Source organism: Nakamurella multipartita DSM 44233 (genome assembly GCF_000024365.1).
Classification (GTDB): Bacteria; Actinomycetota; Actinomycetes; order Mycobacteriales; family Nakamurellaceae; genus Nakamurella; species Nakamurella multipartita.
In genome coordinates this window covers 2018275-2036860 of record NC_013235.1, presented here as the reverse complement: position 1 = coordinate 2036860, position 18586 = coordinate 2018275, and the positions used below count along the sequence as shown (strand labels likewise).

At 71.2% G+C, this 18586-nt stretch carries 13 protein-coding genes, 2 tRNA genes and 1 pseudogene; 10 read left to right on the top strand and 6 right to left on the bottom strand.

What is annotated here, in order from left to right:
* Positions 1-246 precede the first annotated feature (246 nt).
* Positions 247-1788: a trigger factor gene (tig, locus tag NAMU_RS09250; RefSeq protein WP_015747141.1), complete on the bottom strand. Its 1542-nt coding sequence runs from the start codon at positions 1786-1788 to the stop codon at positions 247-249.
* A gap of 264 nt (positions 1789-2052) precedes the next feature.
* Positions 2053-2129, bottom strand: a tRNA-Pro gene (locus NAMU_RS09245).
* A 120-nt stretch (positions 2130-2249) separates the two neighbouring features.
* Here NAMU_RS09245 and NAMU_RS09240 point away from each other — a divergent pair.
* A tRNA-Gly gene (locus NAMU_RS09240) sits at positions 2250-2323 on the top strand.
* A 7-nt stretch (positions 2324-2330) separates the two neighbouring features.
* Here NAMU_RS09240 and NAMU_RS09235 read toward each other — a convergent pair.
* Positions 2331-3088, bottom strand: a pseudogene (locus tag NAMU_RS09235) (TIM barrel protein).
* A gap of 47 nt (positions 3089-3135) precedes the next feature.
* Complete coding sequence (locus tag NAMU_RS09230; protein WP_015747140.1) at positions 3136-4158, bottom strand: Gfo/Idh/MocA family oxidoreductase; 1023 nt, start codon at positions 4156-4158, stop codon at positions 3136-3138.
* Between the two features lie 137 nt (positions 4159-4295).
* Between NAMU_RS09230 and NAMU_RS09225 the strand changes: the two genes are divergently transcribed.
* Positions 4296-5312: a LacI family DNA-binding transcriptional regulator gene (locus NAMU_RS09225; protein ID WP_015747139.1), complete on the top strand. Its 1017-nt coding sequence runs from the start codon at positions 4296-4298 to the stop codon at positions 5310-5312.
* 17 nt (positions 5313-5329) lie between these two features.
* Here NAMU_RS09225 and NAMU_RS09220 read toward each other — a convergent pair whose 3' ends face one another.
* A complete protein-coding gene (locus NAMU_RS09220) occupies positions 5330-5956 on the bottom strand; it encodes an FMN-dependent NADH-azoreductase (protein WP_015747138.1) in 627 nt (208 codons plus the stop codon).
* An 84-nt stretch (positions 5957-6040) separates the two neighbouring features.
* Between NAMU_RS09220 and NAMU_RS09215 the strand changes: the two genes are divergently transcribed.
* On the top strand, positions 6041-6514 hold the full coding sequence (locus NAMU_RS09215) for a MarR family winged helix-turn-helix transcriptional regulator (protein ID WP_015747137.1): 474 nt from the start codon (positions 6041-6043) through the stop codon (positions 6512-6514).
* A gap of 108 nt (positions 6515-6622) precedes the next feature.
* Here NAMU_RS09215 and NAMU_RS09210 read toward each other — a convergent pair whose 3' ends face one another.
* Positions 6623-7909 (bottom strand): alpha-amylase family glycosyl hydrolase, encoded by a 1287-nt coding sequence (locus NAMU_RS09210; protein ID WP_083785773.1) that lies wholly within the window; start codon positions 7907-7909, stop codon positions 6623-6625.
* Positions 7910-8163: 254 nt separating this feature from the next.
* Here NAMU_RS09210 and NAMU_RS09205 point away from each other — a divergent pair, with 254 nt between their 5' ends.
* From NAMU_RS09205 to NAMU_RS09175, 7 genes are all read left to right on the top strand, one after another.
* Positions 8164-9579 (top strand): cytochrome ubiquinol oxidase subunit I, encoded by a 1416-nt coding sequence (locus NAMU_RS09205; RefSeq protein ID WP_015747135.1) that lies wholly within the window; start codon positions 8164-8166, stop codon positions 9577-9579.
* 11 nt (positions 9580-9590) lie between these two features.
* Positions 9591-10607 carry a cytochrome d ubiquinol oxidase subunit II gene (gene cydB, locus NAMU_RS09200; protein WP_015747134.1) on the top strand — a complete coding sequence of 339 codons (1017 nt, stop codon included), beginning with the start codon at positions 9591-9593 and terminating at the stop codon, positions 10605-10607.
* Positions 10608-10716: 109 nt separating this feature from the next.
* Positions 10717-12012, top strand: a complete 1296-nt coding sequence (locus NAMU_RS09195) for an NAD(P)/FAD-dependent oxidoreductase (RefSeq protein WP_015747133.1) — start codon at positions 10717-10719, stop codon at positions 12010-12012.
* 106 nt (positions 12013-12118) lie between these two features.
* Complete coding sequence (locus tag NAMU_RS09190) at positions 12119-13723, top strand: GMC oxidoreductase (protein WP_015747132.1); 1605 nt, start codon at positions 12119-12121, stop codon at positions 13721-13723.
* 5 nt (positions 13724-13728) lie between these two features.
* Complete coding sequence (locus tag NAMU_RS09185; protein ID WP_015747131.1) at positions 13729-14976, top strand: MFS transporter; 1248 nt, start codon at positions 13729-13731, stop codon at positions 14974-14976.
* 2 nt (positions 14977-14978) lie between these two features.
* Complete coding sequence (locus NAMU_RS09180) at positions 14979-17660, top strand: MGH1-like glycoside hydrolase domain-containing protein (RefSeq protein ID WP_015747130.1); 2682 nt, start codon at positions 14979-14981, stop codon at positions 17658-17660.
* 69 nt (positions 17661-17729) lie between these two features.
* On the top strand, positions 17730-18506 hold the full coding sequence (locus tag NAMU_RS09175; protein ID WP_015747129.1) for an SDR family NAD(P)-dependent oxidoreductase: 777 nt from the start codon (positions 17730-17732) through the stop codon (positions 18504-18506).
* The last annotated feature ends 80 nt before the right edge of the window (positions 18507-18586 follow it).

Here is an 18586-nt window from a genome sequence, read left to right as displayed (position 1 = left end):
GATGACGATCGGTCACGGAATGCTCCTTTGTCGACTGCCCGGCCGGCTGCGGTGGGTGGTCACGAAACTGTGGTCGTCGATCCCATCCCGGAGGCGATCCGCCGACATGGACGACGACACCGACAGTAACGACCCCCGCCGACCGACCGGGGCCCGGTGCGGGGGTTGTTCGCTGACGGCGTGACCCGCGCCTGCTGGCCGCCAGCGATCGGGGTGGGCCGGCGAACCGGCGCACCCCGCGGCGCCTCAGGCCTTGGGGGTGTCCTGCTCGTCGGCCAGCTCGGCCTCGACCTCGGCGATCTCCTCGGCGATCTCCTCGACCACCAGTTCCTCGGCGATCTCCTCGGCGATCTCTTCGATCAGCTCTTCCTCGACCGCCTCGGTGATCAGCTGGGACTCCACCTCGTCCTGCGCCAGGTCGGCGGCCTCGTCGGCCAGTTCGATCGCCTCGTCCTCTTCGGCGACCTTCTCCAGGCCGAACAGCTCGGCCACGTCGAGCACCTCGCCGGAGGCATTGGTGACGGTGGCCTTCTCCACGACGCCGGCCAGCGCCTTGCCCCGGCGCACCTCGGCGAAGATGGCGGCGAGCTGGTTGCCCTCCTGCAGCCGCTGGAAGTACTCGTCGGGCGAGATGCCCAGCCGCTGGGCGTTGAACAGCACCCGCTCGGTGAACTCGTTCTGGTCCACGCCGACCTGGTTGGCCTCGGCCAGCGCGTCGAGCAGCAGCTGGGTGCGCACGGCCTGGACCGCGCTCTCACGCAGCTCGGCGTCGAACTCCTCGCGGGTCTGTCCCTCGCGCTCCAGGTGCGCGTTCAGCGCGTCCTCGTTGTGGTCGAAGGCGTGCACCGCGTCGTGCGCGCGGGACTCGAACTCGGCGTTGACGATGCCCTCGGGGGCCGGCACCTCGGTGGCCTCGAGCAGCGCCTCGAGCACCTTGTCGCGGGCGGCGACGCCCTGCTCACGGTTCTTGACCCGGCGGATCTTCTCGGCCAGATCGGCGCGCAGCTCCTCGACCGTGTCGAACTCGCTGGCCAGCTGGGCGAAGTCGTCGTCGACCTCGGGCAGGGTGCGGTCCTGCACGGACTGCACGGTGACGGTGACGGCCGCCTCCTGGCCGGCGTAGGGGCCGGCGACCAGCGTGGTGGAGAAGGTCTTGCTCTCCCCGGCGGACAGCCCGATGATCGCCTCGTCGATGCCGTCGACCAGGTCGCCGGCGCCGACCCGGTAGGACAGGCCCTCGGTGGCGGCCTCGTCCAGGGTCTCGCCGCCGACCTCGGCGGTCAGGTCGATGCTGACCAGGTCGCCGTCGGCGGCGGCCCGCTCGGCCGGGGTGGTGGTGGCGAAGCGGTCCCGCAGCGCCTCCACCTGCTCGTCGATGTCGGCCTCGGTCACCTCGACGTCATCGACGGTGACCGCGATGGCCTCGACGTCGGGCAGGGTGATCTCCGGCCGGATGTCGACCTCGGCGGTGAAGGCCAGGGCGTCGCCGTCGTCGATCCGGGTGACCTCGATGTCCGGCTGGCCCAGGACCAGCAGGTTGGCCTCGCCGATCGCCTCGGTGTACTTGGCCGGGACGGCCTCGTTGACCACCTCGGTCAGGATGGTGCCGCGGCCGAGCCGGGCGTCCAGGATCTTGGCCGGGACCTTGCCGCGGCGGAAGCCCGGGATGTTCACCTGGCCGGCCAGCGCGCGGTAGGCGCGATCGAAGTGAGGCTTGAGCTCGTCGAACGGAACCTCGACGGTGAGCTTCACCCGGGTCGGGTTCAGGTTTTCGACAGTGCTCTTCACGTGCGGTACTCCTCGGGCGGACGGGTGACCGGCGCCGTCCGGGGTGGGCGGACGCCGTGGCGGTGCCGGCGGCACAGGCCCGGCGCCGACGTCGAAGTATGTCCGAAAGACGGGCTGCCGGAGCCGCGGCGGCACGCCGGCCGCATCACGGCCGTGCTGCAGGCAGAGCCGCAGCCGATTCTAGGCCAGGTCGGCACCGGTCCGGGCCCACCGGGGTCCCATTGACCGCCCGATGGCCGGTCGACCCGGGCCGGGGCGGCCAACTGGTCGGGGTGACAGGATTTGAACCTGCGACATCCTGCTCCCAAAGCAGGCGCGCTACCAAGCTGCGCTACACCCCGCCACGCACCGTCTCGATCGGCCGGGGTGACCGACCGAGACTTTGACCGACCGAGACTACGCCCAACGCCGGGTCGCCAGTGCGCTAGCATTCTCGTGCACCAGCCGACGGCCGGTGCACGGCGGGCGTAGCTTAGTGGTAAAGCCTCAGTCTTCCAAACTGATGATGCGAGTTCGATTCTCGTCGCCCGCTCCAGCCGTTCTCACCGCATCGTCGGTGGCGTGAACGCCGCCCGGAACGCCGCCAGCGCCTGATTCGGATCGCCCGCGGCCCAGCCCTCCAGGCCGATCACCCCGCCGTAGCCCATCGCCCGCAGCGCGGCCGCGATCGCCGGGTAGTGGATCTCTCCCGTGCCCGTTCACACCGTCCGGGCACGTCGGCCACCTGAATCTCGCCGATCGCGTCGCCGGCCCGCTGCACCAGCTCGATCAGGTTCCCCTCGCCGATCTGCGCGTGGTACAGGTCCAGATTCATCCGCAGGAACGGGCTGCCGACCGCCTCGACCAGGGCCAGCGTGTCCGCCGCCCGGGCGAACGGGGTGCCCGGATGGTCGACCGCGGTGTTCAGGTTCTCCAGGTGGAACACCCGGCCGGCCCGCTCGCCCAGCGCCGCGACCCGCTCCAGGGTGCGCACCGCGGCGACCCAGTCCGTCCCGGTGACGACCTCGACCGGGCGCACCGGCTTGCCCCCCTCGCCCAGGCCGGTGCCGTGCAGGTTCAGCGCCGGGCAGTTCAGCCGCTCGGCGACCGCCACCGACCGGGCGGCACCGGCCAGCAGCTGCGCGGCGCCGTCCGGCTGGGTCAGGTTGCCGGTGACGTACCCGGTCATCGAGACGATCGTGGCCCCGCTGGCGGCCAGCGCCTCGATGTCCTTGCTCGTCCAGTCCCAGATCTCGACCAGGAACCCGGCGTCGGCGATCCGCCGGACCCGCTCCAGGAACGGCCGGTCCACGAACAGCATCTCGGCGCAGGCGGCCAGCCGGTAGCCGGCGCCGGGCACCGCCCCGGTCACGCCGCGTCCGGGGGCAGCGCGACCCGGGCGCCGGCGGCGACGGAGTCGATGGCGGCCAGCGCGATCGCCAGCGCGGCCCGGGCGTCCGGCCCGGTCGGTACCGGCCGGTTCGCGCCCCGGAGGTTGGCGACGAAGTCCGCCAGTTCCTGGGTGTAGGCGTCGCGGAACAGGTCGATGTTGCGCCGGACGGTCGATCCGCTGGATCCCCCGGCGTGCAGGTGCCGCATCTCGGTGGCGTGCACGTCACCGGCGGTCACCAGGCCGGCCGAGCCGAACACCTCGCCGCGCACGTCGTACCCGTACGCGGCGGAGAAGTTGGCCTCGGCCACCGCGATCGCCCCGTTGTCGAACCGCAGGGTGACCACGGCGGTGTCCAGCAGCCCGCGGTCGGCGAACTCGGGATGGACCAGGGCATCGGCGACGGCGTAGACGTCCAGCACCCGCGCCCCGGGGTTGAACCAGCGCAGCGTGTCGAAGTCGTGGATCAGGGTCTCCAGGAAGATCGCGCCCGGCTTGACCGCGGCCGGGTCGAACCCGCCCGGGTCGCGGGTCAGCGAGCGCAGCAGCTGCGGGGTGCCGATTCCCCCGTCGTCGATGACGCGCCGGGCGGCGGCGAAGCCGGCGGCGAACCGCCGGTTGAACCCGACCTGCAGGGGCACGCCGGCGGCGGCCGCGGCGGCGATCGCCCGGTCGGCGTCGGCGACGGTCAACGCCATCGGCTTTTCCACGAAGATCGCCTGGCCGGCGGCCGCGGCGGCCACCACCAGGTCGGTGTGGAAGTGGGCCGGCGAGGCGATGACGACCGCCGCCACGGCCGGGTCGCCGATCAGGTCGGCCGGATCCTGGTAGGCCTGCCGGGCGCCGAGCTCGTCGGCCGCCTGCCGGGCCGCCCCCGGCGCCGGGTCGGCCACCGCGACCAACTCGGCCTCGGGGATCCGCCGGGCCAGGGTCTGCCCGTGGAACCGGCCCATCCAGCCCGCGCCGATCAGGCCGACCCGCACCGGTCCGCTCCGCGTCATCGCCCCACCCTTCTAGAACGTTCTAGGAATGCCGGGAACGATAGGTCCGATCCCCGCACTTGTCAAGACAAACTCGTGCTCTACTCTGGAACGTTCTAGGTGCCGTGACCCCCCGCGGAGGCCGGAAGGAGGCGACGGTGGCCGGATCGGCGGACCCGCCGCGGCGCCCCACGCTGACCGATCTGGCGGCCGCCGCGGGGATCTCGGTCGCCCTGGCCTCGATCGTGATGCGCGAGGCGCCGGGCGCGAGCCAGGCCACCCGCAGCCGGGTCAAGGCCATCGCCGACGATCTGGGATATCGCCCCGATCAGCGGGCAAAGCTGTTGCGGCAAAATCGTTCACGCTTGATCGGGGTGAGCTTCGAAGTGCCGCAGGCCTTTCACGGCGACCTGATCGAGGGCATCTATGCGGCCGCCGAACCGGCCGGCTACGCGGTCACTCTGTCCGGCATCTCCCCCGGCCGCCCCGAGGCCCGGGCCATCGCCGCCCTGCAGGACGACCGTTGCGAGGCGCTGATCCTGCTCGGCCCGCGCACCCCCACCGCCCGGTTGACCGAGCTCGCCCGCCGGCAGCCGATCGTCGTGCTGGCCCGGGCCGTACGGTCGCCGGCCGTCGACTGCGTCCGGGTCGACGACGGGATCGGGATGGACCTGGCCGTGGCGCACCTGGCCGGTCTGGGGCATCGCCGGGTCGCCTACCTGGACGGCGGCACCACGCCGGGCGCGCGGGAGCGGCTGCGGGCCTTCCGGGCCGCCGCGGCCCGCCACGCGCTGCCCGGTGGCGGGGTGGTGCTGCCCGGCGGCCCCACCGAGGAGGACGGGGCGGCGGCCGCGGAACTGCTGCGGCCCCGGCTCGGCGAGCTCACCGCCGCGATCGCCTTCAACGACCGCTGCGCCACCGGTCTGCTCGACACCTTCCTGCAGGCGGGAGTATCCGTGCCGCAGGACTTCTCGATCGTCGGGTACGACGACAGCCGGCTCTCCCGGATCTCCTACCGCAACCTGACCACGGTCGGCCAGCACCCGGCCCAGCTGGCCCGGATGGCCGTCGACCGGGTGATCGACCGGCTCGACCACGGGGCCGGCGGCCGGCTGGATCAGCTGGTGCGGCCGACCCTGAAGGTCCGCGGGACCACCGGTCCACCCCGCGACTGAGGCGGTTCGGCCGCTGCTCAGAACGCCTTGCCGGCGTCCCGGGCCGCGGCGTGCGCGGCCTGCCGCCCGGAGGCGGCGTCGGCGACGGCCAGGTCAGGTCGGAACTCGATCTCGCAGACGTCCGCCACGCCGGCCCAGTTCAACCAGTCCCGGACGTACGGGGACTGGAAGTCCGACCCGAAGGACGGCGGCCGGCCCCGGCCGTAGACGGCGCTGGTGTAGATGACCGCGGCCTTGCGGCCGGCCAGCAGGCCGGTGTACCCGAGCTCGGGATCGAATCCGAAGACCAGACCCGGTTGGCTGACCACGTCGATGAACTGCTTGAGGATGTACGGAATGCCGGCGTTCCACATCGGCACGCTGAACAGGTACTCGTCGGCGGCGGCGAAGCGCTCGAACGCGGCGCCGGCCGCGCGCCAGGCGGCCGCCGGCTCCCCCGCCGGCTCCACCCCCGCGAACACCGCCATTTTGGCCGCGGCCGCCGCCGGTCCGAATGCCGGCAGCGAGCCGTCCCACAGATCCCAGGTCTGAATGTCGTTGTCCGGATGGGTCTGCCGGTAGGCCGCCAGGAAGGTGGCGGCGATCGCCAGCGATTCGGACTGCTCGCCCCGTGGCGATGCGCTGATGTGCAGCAGTGTGGTCATGGTCGGCCTCCCAGACTCGGGTGTACGTGCGTGCGCACACACTAACAGGTGCGTGCGCACGCACACAATGGGTAGGATGGCGACATGCCGGAGCCGGACGGACCGACGACCCACCCCGCCGCGGCGGACGCCTGGGGGGCGTTGCTGCGCGTCCACGCGATGCTGGTCCCGCTGTTGGACCGGGAACTGCAGGCCCGGCACCACCTGCCACTCGTCTGGTACGACGTGCTGCTCGAACTCAACTCCGGTCCGGACCGACGACTGCGGATGAGCGAACTCGGCGAGCGAGTCACCCTGAGCCGGACCCGGGTGAGCCGGCTGATCGACGAGATGACGCAGGCCGGGCTGGTCCGGCGGGAGGCCAACCCCGACGACCGGCGGTCGGCCTACGCGGTGCTGACGGTCAAGGGCCGCACGGCGCTCCGGCAGGCGGCGCCCACCTACCTGGCCGGCATCGAGCGGCAGTTCGGGCAGGCGATGACGCCCGCCGAGCTGACCGCGGTGCGCGACGGTCTGGGCAAGGTCGTGCGGCGCGTCGCCGGCCCCGCCCCGCACTGACCCGGGACCGGGATCCCCTACCCCGCCGGTCTACGCTGCTCGATCGGTGACGCGCCGGACACGACACTGAGCCCGGACGTGACACCGAGCCCCGGCCCGCGGCCGGGTTCAGCTCCGGCGCAGCAGCACGACCGACCGCGGTCCCACCGTCACCGAGCCCGGGTCGACGGTGGCCCCGGCCCGGGCCGGGTCGAAGCTGTCGCAGGCCACGGCCAGGGTGCGCCCGCCGACCACGTCGGGCCCGCCGAGGACGAACTTCTCCGGCTCCCACCAGGCGTTGACCAGCCAGACCAGGTCGAAGAAGGCGGCCATCGAGCTGAACGCACCGTCCTGCCGGGCCAGGCTGGGCGCCAGGTCGAACCGGAAGCCGTCCACCCCCATCTCGCTGACCCAGTACCGCAGCGAGTCCATGATCAGCCGCAGGCCGGTCGGGCTGCCCACGTTCAGGGCGTTCCCGCAGCCCGAGGTGTCCACGTAGCGGGACGGGTCGGCCCGGTCCAGCCGGTAGTAGGCGGCGTTGTCCAGCCCGCGGAAGCAGACGGTCGGCCCACCCGCGTCGCCCTCGGCGGTGTGGTTGTAGACGACGTCCAGGATCACCTCGATGCCGGCCGCGTGCAGCTCGCGGACCATGTCCCGGAACTCGGCCACCTCGCCGCCGGGCCGCCCGGCCCGGACCGCGGCCGAGTAGTCCGGATGCGGGGCGAAGTAGCCGATGGAGTTGTAGCCCCAGTAGTTGGTCAGCCCGCGCTGCACCAGGAACGCCTCGGGCACGTGCTGGTGCACCGGCAGCAACTCGACCGCGGTCACCCCCAGACCGCGCAGGTGCGCGATCGCGGCCGGGTGGGCCAGCCCGGCGTAGGTGCCGCGCACCTCCGGGGGGATGTCCGGGTGCCGCGCGGTGAAGCCCTTGACGTGGATCTCGTAGATCACCGAGTCGCTGAGGTGATGCCGCGGCCGGGAGCTCGGGTCGACCGGATCGAACGGCGGCACCAGCACGCTGCGGGGCATCACCGGGGCCGAGTCCAAGGTGCTGGGCCGGCTCGGGTCGGCCAGGTCGTGCCCGTAGGCGGCCGGGTCGAACGTCACCGACCCGGTGATCGCGCGGGCGTAAGGATCGAGCAGCAACTTGGCCGGGTTGACCCGGTGCCCGGTGGCCGGGTTCCACGGCCCGTGCACCCGGAACCCGTACTGCTGCCCGGCCGCCATCCCGGGGACGAAGGCATGCCAGATGCCGTCGTCCCGGCCGGGCAGGCTCAGCCGCGTCTCGTCCGGGCCGTCGAACAGGCACAGCTCGACGGATTCGGCGACCGAGGAGTAGACCGCGACGTTGGCGCCGCCGTCGCGCAGATGCACGCCGAGCGGAAACGGACGGCCGGGACGGACCTGTGCACCCACGGCGCCAAAAGTTACAGTCCGTGAGGCGTGTTGTCGCTGCGTAATCTAGGGTAAAACCGGGCATCCACCCCGTCAGGGTGATGCCCAGCGAAGATCGTCTGCGTCAAGGTTGGTCTGCGTCAGGGTTGGGGGGCCTGGCGAATTCAGGTCGCGCCCGCCGGCGTCGCCGGGCCCCCGATGTCACGTGCAGTAGACCCCGCCGTCCCGTTCGTCATCGTCCCCATCCTGTCGCCGCGTCAGCCGGAGCACGTCATATGGATCAGTTGGACCTGGCCCGCCTGCAGTTCGCCACCACCAGCGTGTACCACTTCTTCTTCGTCCCGATCACGATGGGCATGGCCATCCTGGTCGCCGTGCTGCACACCCGGTGGTTCCGCCGGGGCACCCCCGAGCTCAAGCGAGTGCTGCGCTTCTTCGGCGGGCTGATGCTGATCTCGATCAGCGTCGGCGTCGTCACCGGCCTGGTCCAGGAGTTCCAGTTCGGGCTCAACTGGTCGGCCTACTCACGCTTCGTCGGCGACGTCTTCGGCGCCCCCCTGGCCATGGAGGGACTGGCCGCCTTCTTCCTCGAGTCCACGTTCCTGGGCCTGTGGTTGTTCGGCTTCAACGTGCTGCCGCGCCGGGTGCACCTGCTCACGGCCTGGATGGTGGCGCTGGGCGCGTGCCTGTCGGCCCTGTTCATCATCGCCGCGAACTCGTGGATGCAGAACCCGCGCGGCTACACCATCAACCCGGACACCGGCCGGGCCCAGCTGACCTCGATCGGCGACGTGTTCACCAACCCGGTCTTCATCTGGGGCTACCTGCACGTGCTGCTGGTAGCCCTGATCTTCGGCGGCGGGATGCTGCTGGCCGTCTCGGCCTGGCAGCTGCGGCGGCGGGCCACCACCGACGGCACGGTGGCCGAGTTCACCGGCACGGCCAAACTCGGGCTGACCGCGCTGCTGATCGGCACCGTGCTGCAGTTCCACGTCGGCGGCCAGCTGGGCATCAACGAGACCTCCTACCAGCCGATGAAGATCGCCGCGGCCGAGGCCAACTGGCAGACCTGCCAGCCCTGCTCGTTCTCCATGCTGCAGATCGGCGGCTGGACCGCCGACGACCCGCCGACCAAGATCATCGAGATCCCGCACCTGCTGTCCCTGCTGGCCACCGGCACCTGGAACGGCGAGGTCCAGGGACTGACTCCGCTCAACGAGCAGTACCAGCAGCAGTACGGACCGGGCGAGTACGTGCCGAACGTGTTCATCCAGTACTGGTCGATGCGCGTGATGGCCTACCTGGCCACCCTGGTCGCCCTGTTCGGCGTGTGGGGCATCTGGTTGTGGTGGCGCAAGAAGCTGGCCACCGCCCGGGTCTTTCTGTGGATCGCCAGCTGGATCATGATCACCCCGTTCCTGATGTCCACCGCGGGCTGGTTCCTGACCGAGAGCGGGCGCCAACCCTGGGTCGTGCAGGGACTGATGCTGACCAAGGACGGGCTGTCCGGCTCCGGCAGCGCCGGCCAGATCGTGGTCAGCCTGAGCATCGTGGTCGTGCTGTACACCACGATCGGGGTGATCGCCGCGATCCTGATGCTCCGGCACGCCCGGCAGCCGCTGCCGGCCGAACCGCTCACCCCGGACCGGCCCGCGGACGCTGCCGAACCGACCCCCTCGCTGACGTACTGAGGACGGGACCGATGACCCTGCCCACCGTCTGGTTCGTGATCGTGGCGTTCTTCTGGACCGGTTTCTTCGTCCTGGAAGGATTCGACTTCGGAGTCGGCGCCCTGCACAAGGTGGTCGGCCGCACCGACACCGAACGCCGGGTCGCCATCAACTCGATCGGCCCGTTCTGGGACGGCAACGAGGTCTGGCTGATCGTGGCCGGGGCGTCGATGTTCGCCGCCTTCCCCAACTGGTACGCCAGCTGGTTCTCTGCGCTGTACCTGGCCCTGTGGCTGCTGCTGGCCGCGCTGATCGTGCGCGGGGTGTCCTTCGAGTTCCGCGGCAAGTTCGCCGCGCCGGCCTGGCGGCACACCTGGGGCTGGACGCTGACCGTGGGCTCGGTGCTGGCCCCGCTGCTGATCGGGATCGGCCTGGGCGACCTGCTCGCCGGCCTGCCGATCGACGCGGCCGGCGATTTCACCGGCAGCTTCCTGGACCTGCTGACCCCGTTCGGGCTGCTGCTCGGGCTGACCCTGCTGACTCTGAGCCTGCTGCACGGCGCCGCCTTCCTGACCCTGCGCACCACCGGCCCGGTCCTGGAGCGCTCCCGCGCGCTGGTCCGCCGGCTGGCCCTGCCCGCGGTCGCGTTGGTGCTGGTGGCCGCGGTGTGGATGGTGGTGCTGGCCGCGCCCGGCGGGTGGGGCTACCTGGCCGTGGCCGTGCCGGCCGTCGCCGTCATCGCCGCGGCGGTCACCGCGTTGCCGGGGCGGGCCGGGCCGGCCACCTTCGTGGCCACCGCGATCAGCATCGGCGCCCTGGTGGCCGCGCTGTTCGTCTGCCTGTACCCCACCCTGCTGGTGTCGACGACCGACCCGGCGTACTCGTTGACCGTCACCAACTCGGCATCCAGCCCCTACTCGCTGCAGGTGATGACGGTGGCCGCAGCGGTGCTGACCCCGCTCGTGCTGCTGTACCAGGGCTGGACGTACTGGGTGTTCCGCCGACGGCTGCGCACCGAACCCGCGGCCCCGGCGAGCGCCGCCGCATGATCGTGCCCATGGATCGAGACCACAGGAGGACCCGAATGAGCCAGCGCCAGCGAGCGCCTCACCACCGTCCGGACCACCGTCCGGCGACGCGATCGGCCGGGGCGGCGAGATGACCACGGCGATCATCATCGGCGGCGGGATGGCCGGCGTGGCCTGCGCCTCCGAGCTGGCCGACCACGACGTGGACGTGACGTTGTTCGACCGACACGACTACACGCAATTCCAGCCGCTGCTCTACCAGGTCGCCAGCTCCCAGCTGCCGGCCGAGGACATCGCCCGCCCGCTGAGCACCGCGTTCGCCGACCAGCGGCGGGTGGTCACGGTGACCGCCGAGGTCACCGGCATCGACCCGGCCACCCGGACGGTGGTGACCAAGGACGGCGAGAACGCGGGCGAGAGCACCGTCGATTACACGGCCGACTACCTGGTGATCGCGGCCGGCTCGCAGGCCAACTTCTTCGGCGTCCCGGGGGCGGCCGAGCACTCCTACCCGCTGTACACCGTCGAGGACGCCCGGCGGTTGCGCCAACACCTGCGGGACCGGCTGCGCCGGCTGAGCGATCCGGCCACCGCCGAGCCGTACACCGTGATCGTCTGCGGCGGCGGGCCGACCGGCGTGGAGACCGCCGGGGCGCTGGCCGAGCTGTTCGGCGCCCTCAAGGACCAGGGCACGCTGCACGCCGAGGCCACCGTCCGGCTGGTCGACCACGGGCACGCGCTGCTCAAGCCGTTCACCGACAAGACGCACGAGTACGCCCGGGCCAAGCTGATCGAGAAGGGCGTGCAGATCACCTTCGGGGTCGCCGTGGCGGCCGTGCAGGCCGACACCGCCACCCTGTCCGACGGTTCCACCGTGGCCACCGACACGGTGATCTGGGCCGGCGGCATCTCCGGTCCGCCGATCGTGTCCACCACCGGCCTGTCCCTGGGCCACGGCGGCCGGATCGACGTCGCCGCCGACCTGACCGTGCCCGGGAATCCCGGCGTGTTCGCCGTCGGCGACGTCGCGAACATCCCGGACGGCTCGGGACACGCGCTGCCCCAGCTGGGTTCGGTCGCCCAGCAGTCGGGCAAGTGGGCCGGCAAGAACATCGTCGCGCACCGCAAGGGCGCGCCGGTGACCCCGTTCCACTACCACGACAAGGGCATCATGGCGATGATCGGTCGCAATGCGGCCGTGTCCGAGATCGGCAAGCACCGGCACCATCTCGAGGGCCCGATGGCCTACGTGGCCTGGTTGGGCCTGCACGCCGTGCTGCTGTCCGGCATCCACAGCCAGGTCGACGCCTTCCTGAACTGGGCCGACGACTACTTCCACCACGACCGGGCGCCCGACCTGGAACTGGCGGACTCGGTCGGCCGGATCGCCTGGGCCGACAGCAAGGCCGACGAGCCCACGCTCTAGTCGCACCACCCCGGGGTGCTCGGCCCGACGCTGCGCCGAGCACCGCCACCCTGCACCCCGTCCGGCGCGACCGCCGCCGCCCGGACCCACCGACCCTGGAGGCAGCGTGCCCGAATCCACCGACCACGGCTCCACCGACTACGACTCCACCGATTACGACTCCACCGATTACGACGTTGTCATCATCGGTTCCGGCGCCGGGGGCGGCACGCTCGCCCACCGGCTGGCGCCCTCCGGCAAGCGGATCCTGATCCTGGAGCGGGGTGACTGGCTGCCCCGGGAGGTGCAGAACTGGGATGCCACCGCGGTCTTCGTCGACAACCGGTACGTCTCGGCCGACACCTGGTACGACGCCGACGGTAAGTCCTTCCAGCCGCAGATCCACTACAACGTCGGCGGCGCCACCAAGCTTTACGGCGCGGCGCTGTACCGGTTGCGGGAGAAGGACTTCGGCGAACTCATCCACTTCGACGGGATCTCCCCCGCGTGGCCGGTGAGCTACGCCGACTTCGAGCCGTACTACGCGCAGGCCGAGCAGCTCTACCAGGTGCACGGGCAGCGGGGCGAGGATCCCACCGAACCACCGAGTTCGGGACCGTATCTTTTTCCGGCGGTCTCGCACGAGGCGCGGATCCAGCAGCTGTACGACGATCTGCGGGCCAGCGGGCTGCATCCGTTCCACGCCCCGGCCGGCATCATGCTCAACGAGGCGGACATGGCCTACAGCCGGTGCATCCGCTGCGCCACCTGCGACGGTTTCCCGTGCCTGGTGCACGCCAAGTCCGACGCCGAGGTGGTCGCGGTCCGCCCGGCCCTGACGCACCCTAACGTCACGCTGATCCGCGGCGCCGAGGTGATCCGGCTGGACACCGACCTGACCGGACGCTCGGTCACCGACGTGGTGGCCATGATCGGCGGCGAGCGGCACCGCTTCCACGGTTCGATCGTGGTGGTCAGCGCCGGCGCGGCCAACTCGGCCAAGCTGTTGCTGCGCAGCGCCTCCGACCGGCATCCGAACGGGCTGGCCAACGGTTCGGACCAGGTCGGGCGCAACTACGTCTTCCACAACAGCCGGGCGTTCCTGGCCGTGTCGACCGAGCGCAACGACACCCGCTTCCAGAAGACCCTGGGGGTCAACGACTTCTACTTCGGCGACGACGAGTTCGACTACCCGATGGGCAACATCCAGATGGTCGGCAAGAGCTCGGCGCCGATGTACCGGGGCGAGAAGCCACTGGAGACCGCCCTGGCCCCCTCCTTCGCCCTGTCCGACGTGGCCGTGCACGCGGTGGATTTCTGGCTGTCCACCGAGGATCTGCCTCGGCCGGAGAACCGGGTCACGCTGGCCGCCGACGGGAACATCACCCTGTCCTACACGCCGAACAACACCAAGCCGCTGGACGAGCTCTACCACCGGATCAAGCGCCGGCTGAGCCATCTCGGGCTGAACCCGCATCACCTGATCCCGCGTTCGGCCTACATGAAGAACGACATCCCGATCGCCGGGGTGGCCCACCAGGCCGGTACCTGCCGTTTCGGCAGCGATCCGGCCGACTCGGTGCTGGACACCGACTGCAAGGCCCACGAGCTGGACAACCTGTACGTGGTGGACACCAGCTTCTTTCCCTCGATCGGTGCGGTGAACCCGGCGCTGACCGCGGCGGCCAACGCGTTGCGGGTGGGCGACCACCTGCTGGACCGGCTGGGCTGAACTCGGTGCGCACGGGGGGTGGGACCGGGGCCGGCGCGGCCCTGGTCTACGGGACGGGCCTGGCCCAGGGACTGGCCCTGGTCTGCTTCCCGGCCGCGTCGTCGATCCTGACCGCGCCGACCGGGTACGACCTGTCGCCGTCCCGGTACGGGTTGATGTTCGCCCCGCAGGTGGTCCTGGCCATCACCGCCGCCGCCCTGACCCCGGTGCTGGCCCGCCGGTGGACCCTGCAGCGGGTGCTGGTGGCCGGGCTGGTGGCCAACCTGCTGGCCATGGTGCTGCTGGTGCTCAGCCAGGCCCCGGCCCCGTCCGGCGGCGCCTACCTGCTGCTGCTGGCCGCCACCGGCGCCCTCGGTTTCGGCTTCGGCAGCTGTGTCTCGGCGCTGAACACGTTCGCCGCCGCGTTGGTGCCCGGGCGCGAGGACCGCAGCGTGCTGACCCTGAACGTGCTGCTCGGGCTGGGCACCGCGCTGGCCCCGATGCTCATCGCGGTGCTGCTGCCCCGCTGGTGGCTGTTGCCGGTCGGGGTCTGCGTCGGCCTGGTGCTGGCCATCGCGGTGGCCTGGCGGGTCCGGCTCGACCCCGGGCCGGCGGCCGGACCCACCGCCGGAACCCCGAAAGCCGTTCTGCCGGGCCGGTTCTGGTGGTACGCGGCGGCGGTCGTGCTCTACGGCATCACCGAGACCCTGTTCGGCAACTGGTCCAGCCTGTACCTGTCGGGTCAGCGCGGGCTGGGTGTGGCCACGGCGTCGGCCGCCCTGGCCGCGTTCTGGGCCTGCGTCACGGTCGGCCGGGTGATCGTGGCCGTGCTGCCGGCCCGGATCCCGGCGACCGCGGTCTACCTGCTGCTGCCCGTGCTGATCGTCGGCGCCAACGTGGCCGTCTCCGGGGCCAGCACCGCGGCCACCGCCGTGCTGGCCTACGCGGCGGCCGGGCTGGCCTGTTCGGCGATGCTGCCGCTGTCGATCAGTTTCGCCGGCCGCGAGTTCCCGAGGCTGGGCGCCACGTCGGCCGGCGAGCTGATCGCCGGCTACCAGATCGGCTACGGCGTCGCCGCTTTCGGGGTCGCGCCGCTGATGGCGGCCACCGGGCTGGCCCTGTCCGGGGTCTACCTGGTCGGGGCCGCGGTCGCCGCCGTCCTGGCCGCCGTCGCCGCCGTCATCACCCGGAGCGGGCGGCGACCCGACCCTTCGGTGCCCGCTACTCCCCCTGTCACCACCGCCACCCGTTCTGACGTTCCGGAAAGGCCCTGACCATGGCAACCTCTCGCTCGCGCGGCACCGGCGCCGCGCCCCGCATGGCCGAAGGCGAACGGCTCGCCGAGGCCGACGCCGGCACCACGCCCTGGCGGGACTGGGGACCGTACCTGTCCGAGCGGGCCTGGGGTTCGGTGCGCGAGGACTACAGCGCCGACGGCAACGCCTGGGACTTCTTCCCGCACGATCACGCCCGATCCCGGGTCTACCGGTGGAACGAGGACGGCATGGCCGGGTTCTGCGACGCCACGCAGAACTGGTGCCTGTCGCTGGGGCTGTGGAACGGCGTGGACCCGATCCTCAAGGAGCGGATGTTCGGCCTGACCGGCCCGCAGGGCAACCACGGTGAGGACGTCAAGGAGTACTGGTGGTACCTGGATGCCACCCCGACCCACTCCTGGAACACCTGGCGCTACCACTACCCGCAGCGCGAGTTTCCCTACGGCGACCTGATTGCCGAGAACGCCCGGCGGGGCAAGCTCGAGCCCGAGTACGAGCTGGTCGACACCGGCATCTTCGACCAGAGCCGGTACTGGGTGGTCACCGTCGACTACGCCAAGGCCGGCCCGCGCGACCTGCTGATGAACATCACGGTGGACAACGCCGGCCCGGACGAGGCGACGATCCATGTGCTGCCGACGTTGTGGTTCCGCAACACCTGGTCGTGGGGGTACTCCGACCATCCCAAGCCGAGCATGCGGCTGGCCGCCGGACGCGTCGTCGGCGACCACTCCCGCTCCGGGCCGCTGGTGCTGGTCGGCGAGGGCGATCCGGAGTACCTGTTCTGCGAGAACGAGACCAACGCCGCCCGCCTGTTCGGCGGGCAGAACACCACCCACTACCCCAAGGACGGCATCAACGACCACGTCCTGCACGGGGCGGACACGGTCAACCCCGACCACCACGGCACCAAGGCGGCCCTGCACTACACGCTGACCGTGCCGGCCGGCGGGCAGGCCCGGGTCCGGGTCCGGCTCGTCGGCGTGCCGCACCCGGCGCTGGACGCGGACTCGGCCGCGCTGACCACGCACCCGATCGACGTCGCCGACGGGTTCGACGCGACGCTGGCCGACCGGCGGGCCGAGGCCGACGCGTTCTACGACGCCGCCATCCCGGTGGCCCGGGAACAGGAGGAGTACCGGGTGGCCCGGCAGGCGTTCGCCGGGCTGCTGTGGGGCAAGCAGTTCTACCACTACGACGTGAACCGTTGGCTGGACGGCGATCCCGGTCAGCCGGTGCCCCCGCCGGGCCGCGGGTTGATCCGCAACGGCAGTTGGCGACACCTGAACAACCACGAAGTGATCCTCATGCCGGACCCGTGGGAATATCCCTGGTTCGCCGCCTGGGACCTGGCCTTCCACTGCGTCACGCTGGCCCACATCGACCCGCAGTTCGCCAAGGACCAGCTGATCCTGCTGCTGCGCGAGTGGTACATGCACCCCAACGGGCAGTTGCCGGCCTACGAGTGGAACTTCTCCGACGTCAACCCGCCGGTGCACGGGTGGGCCGCGATCCGGGTGTTCGAGATCGACGCGCGCACCGACTTCGAGTTCCTGGCCCGCATCTTCCACAAGCTGCTGATCAACTTCACCTGGTGGGTCAACAGCAAGGACCGCGAGCAGGACAACCTGTTCGAGGGCGGATTCATGGGGCTGGACAACATCTCCCCGCTCGACCGGTCCTCGCTGCCCCCCGACGTCGGGTTCCTGGAACAGGCGGACTCGACCGCCTGGATGGCCATGTACGCCCTGGACCTGCTGGACATCGCGTTGCGGCTGGCCCGGCACAACCGGTCCTACGAGGACGTGGCCACCAAGTTCTTCGAGCACTTCCTGACCATCGCCGGCGCGGCCAACGGCGGGGTGATGTGGGACGACCAGGACGCCTACTTCTACGACGTGCTGCACCTGGTCGGCGGCGTGGACGTGCCGATCAAGGTCAAGTCGCTGGTCGGCCTGGTCCCGCTGCGGGCCGCCCTGACCTACGACGGCTCGGTGGGCGATGCCAACCTGCCCGACTTCACCGCCCGGGCCGTCTGGTACCTGGCCAACCACCCGGAGGCGCTGAGCCTGTTCCACACCCACGACGCCGACGGCGTGCGGCACCGGATGCTCGCCCTGGTGCCACCGGACCGGCTGATCCGGTTGCTGGGCAACGTGTTCGAGCCCAGCGGGCTGCTCGGTGACTACGGCATCAGGTCGGTCTCGGCCTGGCATCGCGAGCATCCGTTCTCGATCCGGATCGGCGATCAGGAGGCGTCGGTGGACTACGAGCCGGCCGAATCGACCACCAACCTGTTCGGCGGCAACTCCAACTGGCGCGGCCCGATCTGGATGCCGCTGAACGTGCTGCTGGTCGAGGCGCTGCGCGATTACGAGCGGCTCACCCCGGGCGCGCTGACGGTGGAGTACCCGACCGGCTCGGGGAGCACGGCCACCGTGGGCCAGGCCGCCGACGACATCGCCCGCCGGCTGGTATCGATCTTCCTGCCCGGCCCGGACGGCCGGCGCCCGGTGCACGGCTGGTACGACCTGCTGGCCACCGACCCGCGGTGGAAGGACAACCTGCCGTTCCACGAGTACTTCCACGGCGACACCGGGATGGGCCTGGGCGCCGAGCACCAGACCGGGTGGACCGCCCTGGTCGCCCACCTGATCCTGACCACCCCGCCCGCGCAGTAGACCACCCTCCCCCCGATCCCCACCATCGATCCCCACCACCGAACCCCACCACCGTCAAGGAGAACCCAGATGAGTGCACCCCTGGCCGGCAAGGTCGCCGTCGTCACCGGCGGCAACAGCGGCATCGGCAAGGCCATCGTCATCGCGCTGGCCGCCCAGGGCGCCAGCGTCGTCATCGACTACGTCTCGCACCCCGAGGCCACCGAGGCCCTCGAGCAGCAGCTCGCCGCCCTCGGCGAGGACCAGGTGGTCGGCGTGGACGCCGACGTCAGCAAGGTCGCCGACCTGCAGCTGCTCGTGGACAAGGCCGTCTCCGCGTTCGGCCGGCTGGACGTCATGGTCAACAACGCCGGCGTGGAGACCCGCACCGACGTGCTGTCCACGGCCGAGGAGCAGTACGAGTTCGTGATGAACGTGAACCTCAAGAGCGCGTTCTTCGGCACCCAGCTCGCGGCCAAGCAGATGATCAAGCAGGGTGACGGTGGCGCCATCATCACCATCAGCTCGGTGCACGAAGACTGGCCGATGCCCGGCAACACCGCCTACTGCCTGTCCAAGGGCGGGTCCAAGATGCTCACCCGCACCGCCGGCCAGGAGCTGGGACCACACGGGATCCGGCTGGTCAACGTCGGCCCGGGCGCGGTGGCCACGCCGATCAACACCTCGACCATGGCCGACCCGGCGAAGATGAAGGTGCTGGACGCGGCGATCCCGCTCGGCCGGATGGCCCAGCCCGAGGAGATCGCCTCCGTGGTGGCCTTCCTGGCCTCCGACGGCGGGGCCTACCTCAACGCGACCACGGTGATCGTCGACGGCGGCCTCATGCACTCCAGCCCCGGCCTGTAGTCACGCGGGCACCGGCCGGCGGTCCCCCAGATCGCCGGCCGGGCACGCCGAACGGCCCGGACCTGGCGAACCAGGTCCGG